The 21473-nt window shown below is 40.4% G+C and carries 16 protein-coding genes, 1 pseudogene and 1 CRISPR repeat array; of the genes and pseudogenes, 7 read left to right on the forward strand and 10 right to left on the reverse strand.

Translation table 11 applies throughout. The annotated features are described in order from the left end of the window. Positions 1-13: 13 nt before the first annotated feature. Positions 14-940: a UDP-glucuronic acid decarboxylase family protein gene (locus XEN7305_RS17355; protein ID WP_006510789.1), complete on the forward strand. Its 927-nt coding sequence runs from the start codon at positions 14-16 to the stop codon at positions 938-940. A gap of 211 nt (positions 941-1151) precedes the next feature. Further along, complete coding sequence (locus XEN7305_RS17360) at positions 1152-2537, forward strand: UDP-glucose/GDP-mannose dehydrogenase family protein (RefSeq protein ID WP_006510790.1); 1386 nt, start codon at positions 1152-1154, stop codon at positions 2535-2537. A 135-nt stretch (positions 2538-2672) separates the two neighbouring features. Here the strand turns inward: XEN7305_RS17360 and XEN7305_RS17365 are convergent, their stop codons facing one another. Further along, positions 2673-3329 carry a HEAT repeat domain-containing protein gene (locus tag XEN7305_RS17365; protein ID WP_006510791.1) on the reverse strand — a complete coding sequence of 219 codons (657 nt, stop codon included), beginning with the start codon at positions 3327-3329 and terminating at the stop codon, positions 2673-2675. 130 nt (positions 3330-3459) lie between these two features. Here XEN7305_RS17365 and XEN7305_RS17370 point away from each other — a divergent pair, with 130 nt between their 5' ends. Beyond that, positions 3460-4035, forward strand: a complete 576-nt coding sequence (locus XEN7305_RS17370) for a phycobilisome protein (protein ID WP_006510792.1) — start codon at positions 3460-3462, stop codon at positions 4033-4035. A 9-nt stretch (positions 4036-4044) separates the two neighbouring features. On the opposite strand, the gene XEN7305_RS17375 is transcribed toward XEN7305_RS17370, so the two are convergent. From XEN7305_RS17375 to XEN7305_RS30390, 3 genes and pseudogenes are all read right to left on the reverse strand, one after another. Then, entirely contained in the window at positions 4045-4800 is a 756-nt protein-coding gene (locus XEN7305_RS17375; RefSeq protein WP_006510793.1) for an isoprenyl transferase, read from the reverse strand. Between the two features lie 143 nt (positions 4801-4943). Next, positions 4944-5864, reverse strand: coding sequence for a hypothetical protein (locus XEN7305_RS17380; protein WP_006510794.1), 921 nt, complete (start codon positions 5862-5864; stop codon positions 4944-4946). Positions 5865-6641: 777 nt separating this feature from the next. Next, a pseudogene (locus tag XEN7305_RS30390) lies at positions 6642-7775 on the reverse strand (S8 family serine peptidase); the annotation flags it as partial. Positions 7776-8058: 283 nt separating this feature from the next. Here XEN7305_RS30390 and XEN7305_RS17390 point away from each other — a divergent pair. Both XEN7305_RS17390 and XEN7305_RS17395 read left to right on the forward strand, forming a co-directional pair. Then, the gene (locus tag XEN7305_RS17390) at positions 8059-8274 is read left to right on the forward strand and encodes a DUF4327 family protein (protein WP_006510796.1); all 216 of its coding nucleotides are present in this window, start codon (positions 8059-8061) and stop codon (positions 8272-8274) included. A 25-nt stretch (positions 8275-8299) separates the two neighbouring features. Then, positions 8300-9709: a cell wall metabolism sensor histidine kinase WalK gene (locus XEN7305_RS17395; RefSeq protein ID WP_006510797.1), complete on the forward strand. Its 1410-nt coding sequence runs from the start codon at positions 8300-8302 to the stop codon at positions 9707-9709. Positions 9710-9760: 51 nt separating this feature from the next. Here XEN7305_RS17395 and XEN7305_RS28720 read toward each other — a convergent pair whose 3' ends face one another. Next, the gene (locus XEN7305_RS28720) at positions 9761-10180 is read right to left on the reverse strand and encodes a hypothetical protein (protein ID WP_144053309.1); all 420 of its coding nucleotides are present in this window, start codon (positions 10178-10180) and stop codon (positions 9761-9763) included. A 64-nt stretch (positions 10181-10244) separates the two neighbouring features. After that, a CRISPR array of direct repeats spans positions 10245-10545; the repeat unit is 25 nt; unit sequence GCCATCATCTCAGGCATTTCTTCTG. Positions 10546-11504: 959 nt separating this feature from the next. Between XEN7305_RS28720 and XEN7305_RS29115 the strand changes: the two genes are divergently transcribed. Both XEN7305_RS29115 and mfd read left to right on the forward strand, forming a co-directional pair. After that, positions 11505-11663, forward strand: a complete 159-nt coding sequence (locus tag XEN7305_RS29115) for a hypothetical protein (protein ID WP_158500418.1) — start codon at positions 11505-11507, stop codon at positions 11661-11663. 346 nt (positions 11664-12009) lie between these two features. After that, complete coding sequence (gene mfd, locus XEN7305_RS17410; RefSeq protein WP_006510799.1) at positions 12010-15501, forward strand: transcription-repair coupling factor; 3492 nt, start codon at positions 12010-12012, stop codon at positions 15499-15501. Positions 15502-15547: 46 nt separating this feature from the next. Here the strand turns inward: mfd and XEN7305_RS17415 are convergent, their stop codons facing one another. From XEN7305_RS17415 to XEN7305_RS17435, 5 genes are all read right to left on the reverse strand, one after another. After that, complete coding sequence (locus tag XEN7305_RS17415) at positions 15548-16075, reverse strand: GNAT family N-acetyltransferase (protein ID WP_006510800.1); 528 nt, start codon at positions 16073-16075, stop codon at positions 15548-15550. A gap of 29 nt (positions 16076-16104) precedes the next feature. Further along, positions 16105-16428, reverse strand: a complete 324-nt coding sequence (locus XEN7305_RS27800) for a hypothetical protein (protein WP_006510801.1) — start codon at positions 16426-16428, stop codon at positions 16105-16107. A 111-nt stretch (positions 16429-16539) separates the two neighbouring features. Then, positions 16540-17583 (reverse strand): hemolysin family protein, encoded by a 1044-nt coding sequence (locus tag XEN7305_RS17425; RefSeq protein ID WP_006510802.1) that lies wholly within the window; start codon positions 17581-17583, stop codon positions 16540-16542. A gap of 30 nt (positions 17584-17613) precedes the next feature. After that, entirely contained in the window at positions 17614-20529 is a 2916-nt protein-coding gene (locus tag XEN7305_RS17430; RefSeq protein ID WP_006510803.1) for a glycerol-3-phosphate acyltransferase, read from the reverse strand. A gap of 37 nt (positions 20530-20566) precedes the next feature. After that, a complete protein-coding gene (locus XEN7305_RS17435; protein WP_006510804.1) occupies positions 20567-21421 on the reverse strand; it encodes an alpha/beta fold hydrolase in 855 nt (284 codons plus the stop codon). Positions 21422-21473: the final 52 nt, after the last annotated feature.

Here is a 21473-nt window from a genome sequence, read left to right on the forward strand (position 1 = left end):
AAGAAATTTTTAGATGAGAATATTAGTTACTGGTGGCGCAGGTTTTATCGGTTCTCACTTAATCGATCGCCTGATGGATCTCGGCAACGAAGTTTTATGTTTGGATAACTTTTACACAGGTCATAAAAGAAACATTCTTCAATGGATCAATAATCCCTATTTTGAACTAATTCGTCACGACATTACCGAACCAATTCGCTTAGAAGCAGATCAAATATACCATTTGGCTTGCCCGGCTTCGCCAATTCATTATCAATACAATCCCGTGAAAACCATTAAAACTAATGTCATGGGAACTTTGAATATGCTGGGGCTGGCGAAAAGAGTTAAAGCAAGATTTTTACTGGCTTCTACTTCAGAAGTTTATGGTGATCCTGATGTTCATCCTCAACCAGAAGAATATCGAGGAAATGTGAACTGCATTGGCATTCGTAGTTGCTATGACGAAGGAAAAAGAGTTGCCGAAACATTAGCTTTTGATTATCATCGACAAAACAATGTTGATATTCGGGTAATGCGAATTTTCAATACCTATGGTCCAAGAATGTTGGAAAATGATGGCCGAGTCGTTAGCAATTTTATTGCTCAAGCTTTACGCGGCAATCCTTTAACTGTCTATGGTGATGGAACTCAAACCCGAAGTTTCTGCTACGTCTCAGATTTGGTCGAAGGCATGATGCGGTTGATGAATGGGGACTATATTGGCCCAATTAATATCGGCAATCCTGGAGAATATACAATTCTTGAGTTGGCCAAAACGATTCAGGAAATGGTCAACCCAGAGGCCGAATTAACCTTTAAGCCTTTACCCGAAGATGATCCTAAACAGAGACAACCTGATATTACGAAAGCTAAAAATTTACTGGATTGGGAACCACATGTTCCTCTAGGGAAGGGATTGGAATTAACGATCAAAGATTTTCGCGATCGCCTTAAGTGAAGGCAGAAGGCAGCGGTGAGACCCCGCGCCGAACCTCTCTAAATCTCTCCTGAAAGGAGAGACTATATTGTTCCCTTTCCTGTAGGAAGGGGTTAGGGGTAGGTGGCGCAAGGGAATGTCTACCAAGAGACGCTCACCAAGAAAGAGGGCAGAAGGGATCTCTCATAAGAACAAAAATAAAAACAATAAATTATTCTCAAAGGTAAAGTCTATGCGAGTTTGTGTGATTGGTACGGGGTATGTTGGGTTAGTGACTGGTGTGTGCCTATCGCACATCGGGCATGATGTGATCTGCGTCGATAATAATGAAGAAAAAGTCAAATTGATGCAGTCAGGTCAATCCCCTATCTATGAACCTGGATTGTCTGAATTGATGCAATCTTCGGCAGAATCAGGAAACCTCAAATTTACCAGTGATCTCACTCAAGGTGTTAGTCATGGCGAAATTTTGTTCATTGCGGTAGGAACTCCTCCTTTGCCCACAGGAGAAAGTGATACTCGTTATGTTGAAGCTGTAGCCAGAGGTATTGGCGCTAATCTGCAAGATGACTATAAAGTAATTGTCAATAAATCTACTGTCCCCATTGGTTCTGGAGACTGGGTCAGAATGATTGTTCTAGAAGGACTAGCTGAACAACAAAAGTCTTTGGTTGGAGCAGGTAATTTACCTCGCCAAAGTAAGCAAGAACAGGCCAATTTTGATGTGGTTAGTAATCCCGAATTTCTCAGAGAAGGTTCTGCTGTCTACGACACGTTCAATCCCGATCGCATTGTTCTGGGGAGTAACAGTCAAAAAGCGATCGCCATGATGAAGCAACTCTATCAACCTCTAGTTGAGAGGACAGTTGCCGAAGATCAGTCTTTGCCGAATGTTCCTGTAGTCGTCACAGATCTAAGCTCGGCAGAAATGATTAAATATGCTGCTAATTCTTTTTTGGCCACCAAAATCAGCTTTATCAATGAAGTTGCCAATATCTGCGATCGCGTAGGTGCAGATGTGACTCAAGTAGCCAAAGGCATTGGCTTAGATTCTCGAATTGGGGGTAAATTCCTCAATGCAGGTCTTGGTTGGGGTGGCTCTTGTTTCCCCAAAGACGTTTCAGCTCTCATTCACACAGCTGATGATTATGGCTATGAACCAGAACTACTTAAAGCTGCGGTTAATGTCAATATTCGTCAACGTCTCATTATTCTCGAAAAATTACAACATGAACTCAAAATACTCAAAGGGAAAACTATTGGGTTACTAGGCTTAACCTTTAAACCAGATACTGATGATATGCGGGATGCTCCTTCCTTACAGCTAATAAAGCAGCTAAACCGTTTGGGCGCTAAGGTAAAAGCCTATGATCCCATCGTATCGCAATCGGGTTTAAGTCATGGCCTATCGGGAGTGATCATCGAAGGCAATGCAGAAATGCTTGCTGACGGTTGTGATGCCTTGGTTTTGGTTACTGATTGGCAAGAATTTGTGAAACTTGACTATCACAAAATGGCAAAATTAATGGCCAATCCTGTGATGATCGATGGTCGTAATTGCTTAGATCCCAAAATGTTGCAGGAAGCTGGCTTCCATTATTTAGGAATTGGTCGTTAGGTTTTAGGTGTTAGGTTTTGGGTTTTAGGTTTTAGGTTAAAAAAGCCATCTTGCCTAAAACCCGTTTCAATCCTTCTGCCCTCTGCCCTCCGCCCTCATAAACTTGAAAATCATATACCTCCAAGGGATTGATTACTAGATAATACTTTCGAGGACCGCACTCACTACTCGGTGGTTCTCATCACTTTTTAGTTTCATTAAAGCGTCTTTAGCTTCGGCATCCTTAAATTTGCCAAGAGCCTTAGCTGTACGCCATCTCACGCGCCAATTTTCATGATCCACTAGAGATAAAAGTTTTGTCAGAGCTTGAGCTTTTTTTTCTGTGTGAACTAAATTTCCTAAACAATCAATTGAAGATTCAGTAACGGTTTGATCTTCCCCGGCAATGCCCAAAACAGATATTTGCCAGAGTTCTTCGGCACAATCTAATTCCGTTACCGCAGCCAAAATACTACGACGCACTAACCAATGATCATCCTGCTCAAAAGTTAAGGTTAAATGGGGTGCGGCAATTGCCCCAAATAAAGAAATCGAGTTGGATGCCTCAGCACGAACATTAGGATCTCGGTCAAATTTCATCATTTCTAGCAGTGCGGCAAAGGATTCGGCATTTTGCTTTTTCCCCAACGCCATAGCAGAAAAAGAGCGGACTAAAAATTCTTTATCTTTCATGCTTACTATTAGCAAAGGAACCGCAACTTCTGCATCTTGATTTCTCAACTCTAAGACGGCTTTCATGCGTTTTTGAGGATTTGTATCTTGTAAATCTGTTTTAATTTGATCTATATCCATGGAAGATTAATAAAAATGATAAAAATTAGTTGTCTTTACTTTACTTTACATTCTTGCCGATTAGTTACTGAGCTTAATAAGTGGTAAAAATTTATTTAGGGTCATAGAAATAAATAAGCGATCGCGAATTATGTTAAGTGATAAAGTCAAAGAATTGATTAAAAAGGCTCGAATTGTCAGCTTTGCTACTTGGCAAGGGAAATATTCGGCTCAAGTAATTGATATTTTTCAAAGAGCAGATGATGAAGGGCGCTATTTAAGTGATGAGGATCTACAACGACTCAAGGATTTAGTTCCGGAATTGGAAGACTATTTAGCCCAAGCCAGATTGCTCAGGGATCAAGCCTCTAATCTTGTGGATCAAGCTAGAAAGGAGGTTTTAGCTGCCTATCCAAATATTACAGAACCAGGAGGAGGGCTTTATCCCCCTATTCGGGCAGAAGCCTGCTGGCGAGACTTTTGGCATTTTCTGCGCTGCATTAGTTATGCCGTTGGGGGAGCCTCGGTTGACTATCTTAGTGAGCAAGGATTAGGTTATATGGAGCAACTATATCAGGAGTTACAAGTACCTCTCGATGCCATGATCTTAGGATTAGAGCAGTTGAAATTCTATAGCCTGCAAGAAACTACCAACGACAATGACCATGACTTGGAACCTTATTTTGATCAATTAATCAACAACTTAAAAGAATTTGCAAATGGCTAATGGTCAATGTTAACTGCCTTTGACTTTGCCAAAACGGCGATCGCGTTTTTGATAATGAGCTAAAGCAGCCCTAAACTCGGAACAGTTGAAATCAGGCCATAAAGTGTCAGTGATGTACATCTCTGTATAGGCTAATTGCCATAACAAAAAATTACTCAGGCGCATTTCTCCACTGGTGCGAATCAACAGATCGGGATCGGGACTAGCAGAAGTGTAAAGATACTGAGAAATCGTATTTTCGTCGATAGTGTCGGGTGCTAGTTCTCCTGTGGATACCTTTTCAGCGATCGCTTGGCAGGCTTTCACAATTTCTAAACGGCTACCATAATTAATCGCGACATTAAAATTCACGGCATTATTATTTTTCGTTATCGCCATAGAATGAGCGATCTCTTGCTGTAGCGATTCGGGGAGAGGAGACAAATCACCAATAAAACGAATTCGCACCCCCTCTTCGTTCATCTCTTTTAACTCTTTTATTAAAAGCTTTTCAAATAATGTCATTAAAAAGCTAACTTCCGTCAGAGGACGACCCCAATTTTCTGTGGAAAAGGCATAGGCAGTTAGGGTATTGATGCCCCAGTCTTTACAATTTGTCAGTATTTCCTTAAGAATATTAGCTCCTCTACGATGTCCTTCAATCCTGGGGAGTCCTCGCTGTTTTGCCCAGCGACCATTCCCATCCATAATCACCGCAACATGTTGAGGAAGTTTTTGCGGATCTAGATTAAGTAATTTATCAGTAGAGAATAATTGTGCAGTCATTGGTACCACTGTGGGCTAAATAAGGGAATATAGAAGCTCCAAATCTAACATTATGAGATTTTAGATTACTTCGATTTATCGGTGGGTGGATGATAAATTTTTGTAAACAATTGTTTAATAATAAATCAAGTTAATTACGTTATTCATTTTTTCTCTGAAATCGATGGTGAAGCAAAAATTGATTGTAAATAATCCCGAGTCAGACAATTACTCCAACCCTGCATTTGCTTGAAAACAAAACTAAAAGAATAAATTAATTCAATTTTATGCGTCATGGCCCAAGAGTCCCAATGTAATACTCTCGTCATGCGATTCATGGTGGTGGCTAAATGTTTTAGTCCTCTCATCCGACTCTTCGATTTTGGAGGAATGGGGTATAACCATTGGCCAAAGCCCCAAAATTTACTCATATGATTAATTTCATCTTCTAGCAATTCTCCGATGACTTGTTGTATGGTTCCTGTGGTTCGACTCATTAGCCAAAGATATAAGCAGACTGCGCTATATTCTGTGGCAATGCGATGGAGTCCGTGATGGTATAAATCTAGTTGAGGATTTGCTGAGGGTTGATAAATTTTGGGTTTACGAAGATTCGGATTTGCTTTTTGCCGGGTCAATTGTTGGTATATTTTCATGAGTGCAGGAGCATGTCTTCTTTCTTCTTTTTCCCACAAACCTAGTTCTAGCATTTTGTCCTGTTCGTCTACCGTACCACCAACAAAACGGGCCATGGTCGGATGAATTGGCTCTAGATACTGTCTACTAGTTTGGGTATAGCCTCGAATAGGAGCTTCGGTATCAAAGGTACCTTGAAGAATTTTCAAAAAGACTTCTAACTCAATGCCAATAATTTGTTCTGAGGTGATAGTTGACCAATCTATTGATGGCCAAGAACGGGGTTGGGGATTATTAAATTGTACTGGTAAATCTTCTAGGCGATCGCATATGATTTGGTAACTTAAATACTTGGTGATTAGATGATTAACACGGGCTTTAATTTGCCAAAATGTTGGCTTAAAGCAAACTTCTCCTGCTAAGTCCATAATGGGACGATAACTATTCATTTATCTACTTGCTCCTGATGAATTCAAAATGATTTTGCAGCTCATTTAGAAGATTACAGAAAAGCAATTTTATTGTCAGTCGGATATAGTCGGGAATTTCAAATTTTAGTCAGGTCTGAGCCAGTTAAAGTTATCAGTAATCCATTCCTCATCCCTTATCCCTCATCCCTCATCCCTCATCCCTCATTCCTTACTCTTTGTCCACCAAGCAAGTCCATAGAATTGAATCGGATCATTTAATTGATGACGATAGTAAACCCGAATTTTATAGCGTCCTGTCTCGGGAATTTTGCAAAAAATATGCTCAACACTATCTTCAAAACTATTAGAAGAACAAATATTTCGCAAGTCGCTAGATTCATTTGCTGGCAACAAATAAAGATCAAGATTATTTAAACCTCGATCTAGAAAAGTTTCTTCGACATCGTATTTATCATTACGATTGCGATCATTAAGCAAAACTAAGCGATCCCAAGCTAAAGAAATAGCGGCATAACTTCCTGCTTCTAAAGGCTGTTTTAAATAATAATCTTGATAATTGCCGACTTTCACCTGATTATAATCCCAAGCGATCGCAGGAGCCAGGAATTCAGGAGCATATTGTCCCCCGCTAAACTGTTGGTAACCGCGAAACACATTGAGATGACCAGTGCCCATTTCAATATCTAATGGCACTCGGGGATTTTTATAGGCATCAGAATCCAACCAAGTTTGGTTTTTCTCACTTAAGACAGTGCGTTCCATGTCCAATAGCAAACCATCGCCTTGCTCCTGAATCTTATCCGCAGAATTTAACAGCACCGCTTTCATAACTTCATGGCGACGAGCATCTAAACTCCAGTTGGGGAGAGATTGACTAATGTTGCGATCTCCATGCTCTTGTAACAAGGCTACAGAAGCTGTAATATGTGGCGCAGCAAAGCTTGTCCCACTAGTTCTTTCGCTCTTCCCTTTTTGGTTATAAACTTCAATTTGGCTTCCCGGAGCTACTAAACTAATGGCTCGGCGATCGCCAAAATTAATTTCCCTCGCAATAGTACTGCGACCAATTCCCTGGGGAAAAGAGCTTAGATTGGCAAAATCGACTTTAATAAACTTGCCTTGTCTCTTCGTCGAATAGGCAGTGGTAATACCATTAAAATGATCGGTCGGGATCGGAATTCCGCCGCGACCCTGATTGCCCGCAATCACATAAAGAGTATCATGAACCCTAGCCGACCAATCGATACATTCTGTTAGCAAAGCCTTGCCATCTAGCTTGGCCTCATCACGAGAATCCCGTTCCAAAGATTCTCCGAAACTAAAATTGATTGCCCGAAGATCCCCACTATTTTGTAGTGCAACATGCTGACTAGCAAGACATTCTTGAGCTTGTCCTCCTGAGGCAAAAGAACCCACCGCAGAAGCATACAAATTAGCTTTGGGCGCAACCCCTCGTAACTTTTTATCCTCCCCAATCATCACACCTGCAACCTGAATTGCATGATTGTCTAGATTTTCTTCTGATGCTGCTGGGCGATCGCGAAAAAATACTGCTCTTGGGGCGATCGCTTGATTTAAGGAGCCTGCTTTATCTAACCCAAACTTCCCAGGTCTGCCAATCTCCACTTGACCTATAGCAATTTTGCGTCCGAGAAGATTGTATGGTGGTTCGTGAAGGCGTCGAGCATTAATTCCTGGTTCGCCAACGGAAAAATTGAGAGCCACAACAGGGGATATGCTAGCAAGAGTGGCATAATAAGAGCTTACTAAAATTGCCAATCCACTAATCGACCAAAATATTTTTTTGACCATTTTTGCTTGATTTTGGGAGAATAAAACTTTATTTGTCGATTTTTTTTCTGGGCACCCTGCTATTGGCAAAAAAAAACTTGCACTAATACTAGGAAATGAGTTAAAAGTGAAAGGCATCTGCTAATAGCAGTGAGCTACATTGATTCTAGCCGAATGCTCTCAAGACGAAGATCATAAATAATGCAGTAGACTATCATCCGACTCTACACTAAACCTCTGACGAAAATCCTATCAATCATTAGGTTGTTTATTTAGCCAAGGTTAGATTGCTGTCCTAAACCGTTTTCAGGTAAAGAGGGAGCACATGAGTTCGACAAACAGTTTCAATCAATACTGTCAGTTTAATTTTTATATCCTAATAATTCAGAAATAACTAATTACTAAATATCTAGATCGACTTATGACAAAACAAGTTGCACATCCCATGCTTAAGTTGCAGCGCAGGGTATCTTCCCTAGTAGAATCCAATATCATCAAGCCGGAAGATCATATTGGCAAAATAGCTTTGCTGTTTGGTGATAAATGGGGTTATTGGAAAGAAGAACTGCAAGCATTCGATTTCTCTTTGAAAGATACTATCGAAGAACTCCTGCTAGTTGAAGATTGGGACGACTAAATCAGTGAGCAGTTAGCAGTTGGCAATGGATTTACTTTTTCGTTCTACTCGTCTGCGTTTAGCTTTTTGGTACACTGCTGTCACCGCAATCTTATTACTTTTGCTTGCTACAGGTGTTTATCTATATGTGCGTCATACTTTGATTGATAGGATTGATGACACTTTAAAACATGTGGTCGAAGTCGTAGAAAGATCCATCGTCATTCAACCCATAGCAGCTAGTAAAACAGCTTACAAAGTGAATTTGGCAGCAAGTTTTCGGTACAATGTAGATGTTGTAGGGGATGATCGTATTGATCTCGAATGGTTTAATCCTCAAGGAAGATTGTTATGGTCGACTTTTAGTTCTCCCCTGAATGTTCCGCTAAATTTGAATCATAAAAAAGAGACGGTTTCCTTATCGAGAAAAAAAACTTTTCGGCAAGTTACAGACCCGATTAAATTTCATAGTCAAATGTTGGGTTACCTGAGGGTTAGCCATCCTTGGTTTGAGGTGACTAAACCCATTCATCAATTCACCAGGGATTTAATCATTGGGATCAGTCTGATGATTTTAGCTGTGGGGACTATTGGTTGGTGGCTTTCAGGGATCGCGATCGAACCTGTGAGGCAATCATACTTTAGTCTGAAACAATTTACAGCGGATGCTTCCCATGAACTGCGTAACCCTATTGCGACAATTCAAACCAATGTCCAGATGGCATTAGCTTATCCTGAAACAGAATTAGAACTTCAGCAGCAGCAACTTCGGGTTATTGAGAGAATCACAAAAAGATTAGGTCGCCTGGTTAATGATTTATTGTTTCTAGCTCGTTCTGATAGTGGCATGGTGGAAATGAACTTTCAACCAGTACAATTAGATGCCTTATTAATAGAGGTTATCGAAGAACAAAGAACCATTGCAGAGAGAAAAGGGATTGTTTTATCTTTAGATATTATTGAATTGGAATCCAACAGAAAAACCACCGCAAGCATAGATTCAGCTCACGAAGCATTATTTACTATATTAGGTGATTGGGATAGTTTAGCTCGTTTATTTACCAATTTATTAGCTAACGCAATTAAGTATACAGCTGATGAAAATAGCTCCCGCGATCGCAAATTACCATTAGCAATAGCAATCGAACTAAAACAAATAAAGAAGAATATAAGCTCAAGAAAAGTTCGAGAATATAATCGTCAAAATTACTTTCAAGTGACGATTAAAGACACAGGAAAGGGTATAGCCGAATCAGATTTACCCTATATCTTTGATCGTTTTTATCGGGCTGATCCTGCTCGTTCTCGGCAAGTAGACCTTGCTTTTGGAACCGGTGCCGGTTTAGGATTAGCAATTGCTAAAGCGATCGTCGACAACCATCAAGGAAACATAACTGTGGAAACTATTATTAATGAAGGCACAAAATTCCAAATAATACTTCCTCAGAATAGTTAGTCTATCTTCAAAAGTATTATTTGTTGTCTTGATCAGTTTTATTTCTTTGTTTCAATCCACAGTTTTCTCCTCAAGTTCCACATCTGACTCTTGAACCATTTCCATTAAATTGTCTAGTGCTTCTAATGATTGTTCTGATATTTTGTCTAAAGTATCCAGTTTATGATCAATAGATTCTAGCTCTTCATTTTCATCAATTGGCGATTCAGTCATCGCATCTAAGAAACTATTTAAGTCATTGGCATCATCTTCTATTAAATCGTCTAAATTGTCTGATTCGTCATTAGATAATGTGAATTCTTCCAGGTCTGCGATCGCATTGTCTTGGGACGCCAAATTGGGCATTTCCTCGGTCGATTCTTCGAAAGCTCCTAATTCTGAGAAAAGGTCTTCTTCTGCCATCACATCAGGTAATTCTTCTGACAATTTATCAGGAGCTCCCAATTCTAAGATTGTATTCTCTTCTGACATTAAATTAGGTATTTCTCCAGTCGATTCGTCGAAAGCTCCTAATTCTGAGAAAAGGTCTTCTTCATCCATCACATCAGGTAATTCTTCTGACAATTCATCAGGAGCACCCAATTCTAAGATTGTATTCTCTTCTGCCATCATCTCAGGCATTTCTTCTGATTCTTCATCAGGAGATTCTAGCTCTAAGAAAGGATCTGCTTCTGCCATCATCTCAGGCATTTCTTCTGAAGCTTCATCAGGGGATTTCAATTCTAAGAAAGGATCTGATTCGGCCATCATCTCAGGCATTTCTTCTGTTTCCTCTTCAAGAGACTCTATCCCGGAGAAATCTTCTGATTCGGCCATCATCTCAGGCATTTCTTCTGGAGCTTCATCAGGAGATTCGGATTCTGGTTCTAAGAAGGGGTCCATTCCTTCTGTTTCCTCTTCAAGAGACTCTATCCCGGAGAAATCTTCTGATTCTGCCATAATTTCAGGCATTTCTTCTGAAGCTTCATCAGGAGATTCTAACTCTAAGAAGGGATCTGCTTCTGCCATCATCTCAGGCATTTCTTCTGGTTCTTCTTCAAGAGATTCTATCCCGGAGAAATCTTCTGATTCGGCCATCATCTCAGGCATTTCTTCTGGTTCTTCTTCAAGAGATTCTATCCCGGAGAAGTCTTCTGATTCTGCCATCATCTCAGGCATTTCTTCTGGTTCTTCTTCAAGAGATTCTATTCCGGAGAAATCTTCTGATTCGGCCATCATCTCAGGCATTTCTTCTGAAGCTTCTTCAAGAGACTCGATCTCGGAGAAATCTTCTGATTCGGCCATCATCTCGGGCATTTCTTCTGAAGCTTCTTCAAGGGATTCTGATTCTGGTTCTAAGAAATCTTCTGATTCGGCCATCATCTCAGGCATTTCTTCCGAAGCTTCTTCAAGAGACTCTGATTCTGGTTCTAAGAAGGGGTCTGCTTCTGCCATCATCTCAGGCATTTCTTCTGAGGCTTCTTCAAGGGATTCTGAGTCTGCTTCTAAGAAGGGATCTGCTTCTGCCATCATCTCAGGCATTTCGCCCGATTCGTTGGCCCCCGTTTCTAATTGAGATAATTCTTCTTCACTTGAAGAGTTAGTAGGAGCAGCCGTTTCCTCTGATAACTCTTCTGTGATAATTGGTGATTCGATTGATTCTTGTTTTTCTGCTAATTGAGAAATCTCCTCTAATGGAGCCGATAAATTATCATTTGTCGATTCGAGTTTGGATTTTTCTTGAAGTTCATTAATGGAATTATCTTGTTCTAATGACTCATTTGGTTTTTTGTCAGCAATAACAGTACCTGCAAGAATGCTAACTCCACCTATTCCCCCAACAGCTAAAGCTTTTTTCACGTTGCTATCAGTGAATAGCATTCCGATACCAAAACTTACGCCAAAAGCTAAAGAACTGAGTAATATTTTATTAAAAACTTTAGATCTTTCCATCTTAGTTAATTTGATTTATTGAATTGAACTTTAGAAAAAACAAACTGATTTGTGCAGTAGCTTACAAATGCTAAATCAGAAATATAGCAAATTCTAAAGCTAACTATTCAAAGAGTTCCCAATTCAAAATTTAAAATTAACAATTAGAACTATTCAGTTCATATCAGTATCAAATCATCATCGCTTTAATCTGAAAAGGTTTGCCGCGAGAAGTGAGTTCTCAGTCCCATCACCTATATTCAATAGGTTTTCCAGTTTAAGCTAGTCATAATTTATTAGAATTAGCTCAAGATTCATCAAGATTTTTCGTCCCTTACTCGTCACAGACGAAAAGGTTACTCATTAATTTAGATTAACTATTGACCAATATGGCATTTGCATCTGTTGTTCGCGCTGTTGAGAAATCACCTCTTACTAGAGAATTAGTTACCAAACTCCAAAACAATAATTCACTGCTCCTAAATGGAATTGCTCGTCTGCCGAAAGGAATTGTGACATCGGGTTTAGCAAAAACAGCAGATCAAAATCTAGTGGTAATTTGCCCTTACCTAGAAGAAGCTGGACGCTGGGCTAGCCAATTGGAGGCTATGGGATGGCAGACTGTGAATTTTTATCCAACCTCCGAAGGCTCACCCTATGATCCCTTTGATCCAGAATCCGAAACTATCTGGGGACAGATGCAAGCTCTTTCAGTGATCAGTGAGGATGCAAAATCAAAATCTTCCCCTACAGCAATTGTTACGACAGAGCGAGCATTACAGCCCCATTTGCCGCCCCCAGAAGTTTTTGCTTCTTATTGTTTATTTCTAACTCAAGGAATGACTTGGGATTCTAAGGATTTGGAGCGTTCTTTCGTGAGATTGGGGTACGATCGCGTCTCTTTAGTAGAGATGGAAGGACAATGGAGTCGCCGGGGAGATATTGTTGACATTTTTCCTGTAGCCGCAGAATTACCTGTCAGATTAGAGCTTTTTGGTGATGAATTAGAACAAATCAAAGAGTTCGATCCTGCGACACAACGTTCTCTAGATTCGATCAGTGATTTATTGTTAACTCCTACTAGTTTTTCGACGATTATTGCTAATGCAATTTTAGAAAAAGATTCTAACTTAGAAGAATATTTGTCCGAGGAAGCACTAGAAGGTTTATTGGAGGGCAATATCCCTGAAGGAATGCGGCGCTTTTTGGGTCTTGCTTTTGATCAGCCTGCTTCTTTATTAGATTATTTGCCAGGAGATAGTGTAATCGCAATCGATGAGGTGGAACAATGTCAGATGAGATGCGATCGCTGGTGCGCTAATGCCGAAGAACAATGGAAAAATATTAAGCCCCATTTACCCAAAATCCACACTATTTTTGAAGAGGCTCTCTTTACCGACAAGGAATTCAACTTTATTTATCTATCAGAAATAGCCGAAGAAAAGCCCCGTTTACCGATCGCTAATTCTAGCAATATAAACGTCTATAATCTCTATAGTAAACCACTACCGACTTCCCCCCATCAATTCGGTAAACTCGCAGCAGTTTTGCGGGGCAAAAAGGAAATTTATAACAGCATTAATCTCGAAAGCTATAAGACTTGGGTCTTTTCTGCCCAACCAACTCGTTCGGCATCTTTATTACAAGAACATGATTGTCCCGTGCAGTTTATTCCTAATCCCCAAGATTTTAATGCCATTGAGAAAAATCATGTTCAAGATATTGTGGTGGCAGTTAAATATTCAGGTTTGGCAGAGTTGGAAGGTTTTGTTTTACCGCCTTATCGTTTAGTTTTTGTTACCGATAAGGAATTTTTTGGTCAACATAGCTTATCTTCTGGGGGTTATGTTCGCAAACGCAGAAGGGCCAGTTCTCAGAAAGTCGATTTAAACAAATTGCGACCTGGGGATTATGTAGTGCATCGCAGTCATGGCATAGGAAAATTTATCGAGTTAGAAACTCTCTACAGTCGTGAATATCTAGCGATTAAATATGCTGATGGTTTGCTACGAGTTCCTGCCGATTCTTTGGATACAATTTCTCGTTATCGCCGTACAGGTAAGAGTAAACCAGTATTAAATAAAATGTCTGATAAGTCTTGGTCAAAAACTAAGACTAAAGTTCGGAAAAATATTAAGAAGTTAGCGGTTGATTTGGTAAAACTTTATGCTAAAAGATCTAAAAGATCTGGTTTTGCCTATCCTCAAGATAATCCTTGGCAAAAAGAGCTAGAAGATTCTTTTCCCTATCAACCGACAACAGATCAACTCAAAGCTGTTCAAGATGTCAAACTAGATTTAGAAAGCGATCGCCCAATGGATCGGCTAGTTTGTGGTGATGTCGGTTTTGGTAAAACTGAAGTCGCTGTCCGCTCTATTTTTAAAGTAATAACTAGTGCTAATAAACAAGTAGCATTACTTGCTCCCACGACAATTTTAACCCAGCAGCATTACCATACTATCAAAGAAAGATTCGCCCCCTATCCGATAAATGTGGGCCTCTTAAATCGCTTTCGCACTAATGCTGAGAAGAAGGAAATTATGCAGCGGCTGGCCACAGGAGAACTCGATATTGTGGTGGGTACTCATCAGCTATTGGGGAAAGATGTCAAATTTAAAGATTTGGGGATGTTAGTAATTGATGAAGAACAAAGATTTGGCGTTAATCAAAAGGAAAAAATCAAAGCTTATAAAAGTCAGGTCGATGTTCTGACTCTTTCGGCAACGCCAATTCCGCGGACTCTTTATATGTCCCTCTCCGGTATTCGGGAAATGAGCCTGATTACAACTCCTCCACCATCTCGTCGTCCCATTAAAACCCATCTTTCTCCCTATAATCCCGAAGTGGTACGCAGTGCAATTCGTAATGAGTTGGATCGTGGTGGGCAGATTTTTTATGTGGTTCCCCGAGTTGAGGGGATCGAAGAGTTGGGGGGACAATTGCGGGAAATGATCCCCAGTGCCCGAATTGCGATCGCTCATGGGCAAATGCCAGAATCAGAATTGGAAGCGACTATGCTGACATTTAGTAATGGTGAAGCTGATATTTTAATCTGTACCACTATTATCGAGTCTGGCCTGGATATTCCTCGGGTTAACACCATTATTATCGAAGATGCTCAAAGATTTGGCTTATCCCAACTGTATCAGCTACGAGGCAGGGTTGGGCGATCGGGAATTCAAGCCCATGCCTGGTTACTATATCCTAATCAGCAGAGTTTAACCGAGACGGCCCGCAAGCGGTTACGAGCTTTGCAGGAATTTAGTCAACTGGGTTCGGGCTATCAATTGGCAACGAGAGATATGGAAATTCGCGGTGTCGGTAATCTTTTGGGGGCTGAACAATCGGGACAAATGATCTCTATTGGCTTTGATCTTTATATGGAAATGTTGCAAGAAGCGATTCAAGAAATCCAAGGACAAGAAATTCCCCAGGTTGAAGATACTCAAGTAGATTTGAAAGTTACAGCTTTTATTCCTGCTGATTACATATCGGACATGGATCAAAAAATGGATGCTTATCGCTCAGTTGCGACAGTATCCTCGAAGAAAGAACTAACTCAAATTGCAGTTGATTGGTGTGATCGCTATGGTGAATTACCCACTCCAGTAGTTCAATTAATCCAGGTAATGGAGCTGAAGCAAATCGCTAAACCTTTAGGATTTTCTCGGGTTAAGCCCGAAGGCAAACAGCATATTGTTTTAGAAACTCCCATGGCGGAGCCTGCTTGGAATAGTTTGCTTGAAAAGCTGCCTAAACATTTGCGATCGCGTTTTATCTACGCTCCGAATAAAGTAATTGTTCGTGGTCTGGGAATTGTGAAGCCTCAAAAACAATTAGATAATTTAATCGAATGGCTAGGAATTATGAACCAGGGATGAAGTATTGAAAGATATTTACCGAACAATAATTTTGATTTGTTGGAAATTAAAAATTCAAGCGGTACAATACATGTCTTTGAAGAGGATGACCTAAGGGTAATCTAGGATGATCGAAGTCGTCGGCTGCCTGATAGGTCATGCCAAGTCGTTTCATGACAGCAATTGATCGTAAATTCAACCGTGACGTAAAGGAGACAATCTCCGGCAACCCTATAGTTTTAAGGCCATGGATAAGCGCTTTTTTGGCTCCTTCCGTGGCATATCCCTGACCCCAAAATGAGCTTGCCAACCGCCACCCAACCTCAACAGCTGGAGTAAAATGTGCCTGAAAAGATGTCACATTCAGGCCGACAAATCCGATAAAATTTCCTGTGGAGCGTTCTTCTACTGCCCATAACCCAAAACCGTGAATTTGATGGTGATTTTGAATCCGCTCAACTAGTTGATCTGACTCCTGGCGTGACAGGGGCGCTGGGAAATATTGCATCACTTCAGCATCCGCATTCATTTGGGCAAACGGATCTAAATCAGACGATCGCCAGTCTCGCAAGATTAGACGTTCTGTTTGAAGCATAAGACCATCATAATGAAGCACAACCTAGTTTACGTGGGCGGAAGATATCGATCCAAAATTTCCAGCATTCTCGCTTGACGAGCGACCCCACGGAGGTTTCCTCCGTTTGGGAACGCGCGAGTTTGACGTTCGTCTATCTCATCAAAACGACGATAAAAATCAGACTGGGTTTCATAAAAATCTGCTTGAGAACGAGCCAACCGGGATAAAAGCTCATAGATACCTCGCCTATCTTTTTGCCATTCCTGTTTCATTTCATCAATACCAACTCTGAATTCACTAATTTCTGCTGTTAGTGCTTCTATTGCTTTAGCATTGGAAGAAATTAGTTTTTTTAAATCTTCATCTGACATAAACTTAACTCCTGGAAAAACTATAATTAGTAATAGTTACCACTTCTATTATGAAGCATTAGGAAAACAAGATTATCAGAGATCGCTATAATCTCTATCTTCTAACTTCACCTAATTCTCAATAATTCCCTTAGAATCTAAAAGCTTTTTCCTCTTATTTCTGGCAATCTCCTGTAAATCGACAATGCGATCAGTTTCATCAACAATCTCCCCAGTCAGAACTTCTAGGACATCTTCTAAGGTCACAACTCCAGCTACGCCACCATATTCATCTAAAACAACAGCTAAATGTTCTCTGGTTTCTTGAAAAGCTTGTAATAGCTTATCGGCTCTAATATATTCGGGGACAAATTTGACCGATCGCATTATTTGATTAACTTTTTTCTGACCATTATTTTGGATTAGCTCGGCTAATAACTTATCCTTGAGGGCTAAGCCAATCACATTATCAATATTTTCATCAATCACAATAATTCGCGAATGTTGAGAATTAATAACTTCGCGTTGGCATTCTTCTAAAGTCTTATCACCCTTGAGATAAGTCACAATCACTCTAGGAGTCATAAGATCAGAAGCTGTAATGTCATTAAGTTTAAAAACCCTTTGAATCATCGCCGCTTCATCATTTTCAATGACCCCTTCTTGCTCGCCGATCGCGGTGAGAAATTTAATTTCTGCCTCGTTGGTCGTTTTGATTGTACGGCCTTTAGTCACAGGAGAAGTTACAAATTCTACCAGTACAACTAAAGGAGTAAAAATGATTGTGAGAAATCTAATCGGTATTGCGATCGCCAAAGCCACTGGCTCAGCATAACGCTCGCATAAAGTCTTCGGGAAAATCTCGCCAAAAATAATAACCAAAAAAGTTAAAAACCCAGAAAAAACACCCAGTAGAGCATGACCCAAAACCTGAGTTGCTAAACTACCAATCAGAATGCTGCCAACAATATTAAAAATGTTATTTAAAATTACAATAGTTGCGATCGGTCGATTAATTTTATTTCTGATCGCCAGAAGTGCCAAAGCACGGGGTTTTTTTGATTGAGCTAATTGTCTTACTCTAATAAAAGAAACTGATAATAAAGCGGTTTCTGAACCAGAACAAACTGCCGAACCCAAAATAACAATAATTACCGTCAGAATAAGTGGAAACATTTAAACAATAAACAATGAGCAATGAGCATATCAATCTAAAATTTCTACTATTCCAGCTTTACCATTAAGTTTAACGCGATCGCCATCACGTAATAATTGAGTAGCATAAGTCACATCCATCACCGCAGGAATCTTATATTCACGAGCAATAATCGCCCCATGAGAAAGACTGCCCCCAGACTCGGCAATTAATCCTCCCGCACGAGCTAATATAGGTGACCAACCAGCATCAGTGTAGGGTACAACCAAAATTATATCCTTGTTAATCTCATTGGCGATCTCTTGGTAATTGAGTAGCACCTTAATTCGGCCTTCTATTTGCCCAGAGCTAGCACCAATGCCAGTAAGTTTTTTAGAGCTTGCTAAATCAGAATTAGAGAAAGAGAATTCAAAATCACTTTGATTGCCATAAATTAAATAGGGAACTAACGGTAAATTTGATTCTGCCTGCCATTCTTGCCTGCGACGAGCAATTAAATTTTCGATGGTATTGAGATCAGTTTTTTGCTGATGAATATTGACAATTTCGGCAAATTCAAGAAAGAAGATATCTCCTGGCTGACTTAAAATATTTTCTTGCAACCAAATAGCTTCTAAATCCAGAAAACTCCATCGCAGATAAGCCAATAGTTTGTTGTAGACTTCACTAACCTGACCTTTAAGATTAAAGCGAGTTTGGACTAACTTTTGTTTGAGAGAAAAGTTAAATTCTTGTTTTTGAACTAATACTTGTCTTCTTGATTCGGCATTGAAAAATAACTGGGTCAACATTTCTCTGGCAGGACGGGGATTATCCCGCCAACGAGGCACCGAAATATCTGTGACAACTTCCCCCAAATAACCATAGGTTTCTAACCAATTATCAAATCTTTGAATTATGGATTGCCCCTCGGGAATATCTGCTAGATAAGCAAATAAGGAAGCACAAGACCCCATCGTTATTTGTTCTTTTGCGAGTAACTTCCAAGCATCTGTGGCTAGCTTGGCAAGCGATCGCATTGAGGCAATTTCTGGGGCGCAGCTTGTATCCAACTCCTCAAGAGGTACTTTTAAAATCGCTTGACGAATGGCAAAACTGAGAGGAGCTAGAATATTATAATAGGTGGCAATCTCTAGGGTCTCTAAGACCTGATGAATGCGCTCTATAATTGCTGAGCTAGACAGACTTAAATCTTCGTAAGATTCTATCTCTGTAAATAGAGGCGCAAATATTTTTTGCTTGTCCTGTTCAAAATCAGTTTCGAGATGCCATTCTCGACGCAATAAACGCCACAAACCAGGAATATTTTTAACAGTAGAACCCAGAGGCGGTTTACTAAATTTTTCGCCTCTGGTAAGAAATTCTAAACTTTCTGGCGGCAGTCCCATGCGTAAAAAAATGCTGCCCAATAAAGTGGCATTAAAATAAGCCCGTCCATAATGTAGGCTGGCGGTTTGCCCAAAATCTAAATCTGAGGCTTTTTTGCCTAAAACTAAAGTAAAAATTTGCCCCCAAACTCCGCAGGTTAGAGGTCGGTTGAGTGACCAGGTTAACGGGGGAATTTGTCCAGGGATTACTTCTGCTGCGATTTTCCTCGTCCAAATTGGTTGTAGATTCGTGATCGGGCGAACTTGCAATAACCAAAGCTTTTCTCCATCATGACTCCATTCAATATCTTGGGGAATTCCCTGAAAGAGAGTCTCCATTTCCCTAGCAACTACTGCCACCGATTCTAAAATATTTTGGGGAATCCCATCCTCACCCCCATTTAAACAAGTCACACTATTATTACTGTTGTCTCCTTGTCCCAACTTAACTTGATAGCGCCAAGGAGTTACCTTCCCGGAGACGACTTGACTTGCTTGTCCAGCTAAAGCTTCGATCGCAACGCCATCGGAAAAAGCATTCACCGGATCGCGACTGAAAGCTACTCCGCTATAAACTCCAGTAATCTGCTTCTGAATGAGTACTGCCATCCCTGCTGTTGCTTGCTGATGAGTTTTGCGATATTGGGCAGCGGATTTTTCTAAATAGGATGCCTGACAATCTGCGATCGCAATTTGTAGTTCTTCTCGACTTGTAATATTAAGAATGCTCAAATATTGTCCCGCAGCCGAGGCTGAGACTGAATCTTCACCAATTGCTGAGGATCTCACCACCAATGGCTCTTGAGCCGAAGGGTTCAAATATGCCAACAAAGGTCGAAAATCGTCTCCTGGAAGTAATACCCAACCCTCAGCAACGGTATAACCTAAGCTTTTGACCAGCGAAAGATTTGCAGACTTGCTCCCTGCTTGCTGGGCAGACAACTTTTGATCTAGGGAAATAATAGTCTTGTCGGGACGAAAAAAACGAAACATTCTTTGTGATTGGGGATTAACTTCCGAAGCAGGTAAATTCAAATCATCGGGTATTTGTTCATAGATCCAAGCCAATAAACATCCTAGTGCGATCGCCGCAACTAAATATTCTAGATTGTTCAGATGACGCAACCCAATAATCAGTGCTAGTAATCCTAACACTCCCAACTTTCCCAATTTGCGATCACGATTGATTGTAAAACTAATCAGGCCGATAAACAGAACTAAACTTGCAGCAATGGGATCATGGACAAAAATCCCCCAAGTGGCATTGGTAGTGCCAGCGCCTTTGCCGATCCAGTAACGACCCATCACCAAAGCAATCAAAGCCAGAATTTCCCATACCGAGCCATTGGGGAAAAACATTCTGGTTAACAAGACCGCCAAAATACCCTTGGCTGCTTCTGAAAGCACAGCCAGAATCCCTACTAACTTGCCACCATGATAAAAAGCTGCCGAAACTGAGATATTGCCGGTTCCCAATTGTTTGAGTTGACGACCTGTAATGAGATAGGTGATCCAATCAATTAAGGGCAATCCTCCCAAAAAAGGACAAAAAAGAAAAATAACTAAAGAACCCCAAATAGGAGCAAAGCTACCGTACATAATTTCAGTTAATAGTAATCAGTTATCAGCAACAATTTCATAAATGTTTATTGATGATTGACAGCGTCATTTCAGCAAGGGCGACCGGGACTTCCAAAGGAGCTAAATGACCACATTCAGGCAATTCTAAAACATTACCATGCCCAGAGTCGAATAGCCGATGAAAGCTAGCTAAGTGATGAACATATTTCGGCTCCATAATCCGATCCTTTTGTCCGGCAATAAAGTATACAGGTTGTGCCAAACGGGAAACTAGTCTTGGCAAATAATGAACTTCTTCTTCTGTTGTTGTTTGCAATAACGAACCTAATGCCGCTTCGGAATCGGCATTGATTAAATCAATAATCCTTTGACGAGCCCAATTAAGAGAAATGGGACGGTAGACCATCATCCGAGAAAAAATCAAACTTAGTCCGGGGATATAAGGTAACCAGGTCGGGCGAAATTTGACTATCTGTTGTCCTGCATTACGAAACTTGGCAAATTCCTCCCTCACATAAATCCCTCCCCCAGAATTGACTCCAATAACTCCTTGAATGACTTGAGGCGCTAAATCTGCTGACCACAGAGCAATGCTACCTCCCAAAGAATGTCCAATTAACCAGGCATTTTCGACTTTCAAGCGAGCCAGAAAATCACAGAGATCCTGAGCATAAGCTGCAAGACTATAATCGCGCTTAACCGAATTCTGAATATTTCGTGAAGTGCCAAATCCTCGGAGGTCGTATCGTAAACATTGATAATCGGCTTGAAGAATGTCAACGACAGGTTGCCAATAGTGATGACTAAGAAGCCAGCCATGAACAAACACTAAGACAGGAAGTCGTGAATTGGCAACAGGTTTAGTTATTTGGTAGGAATAATCTGTTCCAGATATTGTTATTGAAGGCATATTGTAATCCTATCACCAATCTCTCCCCTCAATTCTTCATTATCTAACTAGC

Source organism: Xenococcus sp. PCC 7305 (assembly GCF_000332055.1).
Lineage (GTDB): Bacteria > Cyanobacteriota > Cyanobacteriia > Cyanobacteriales > Xenococcaceae > Xenococcus.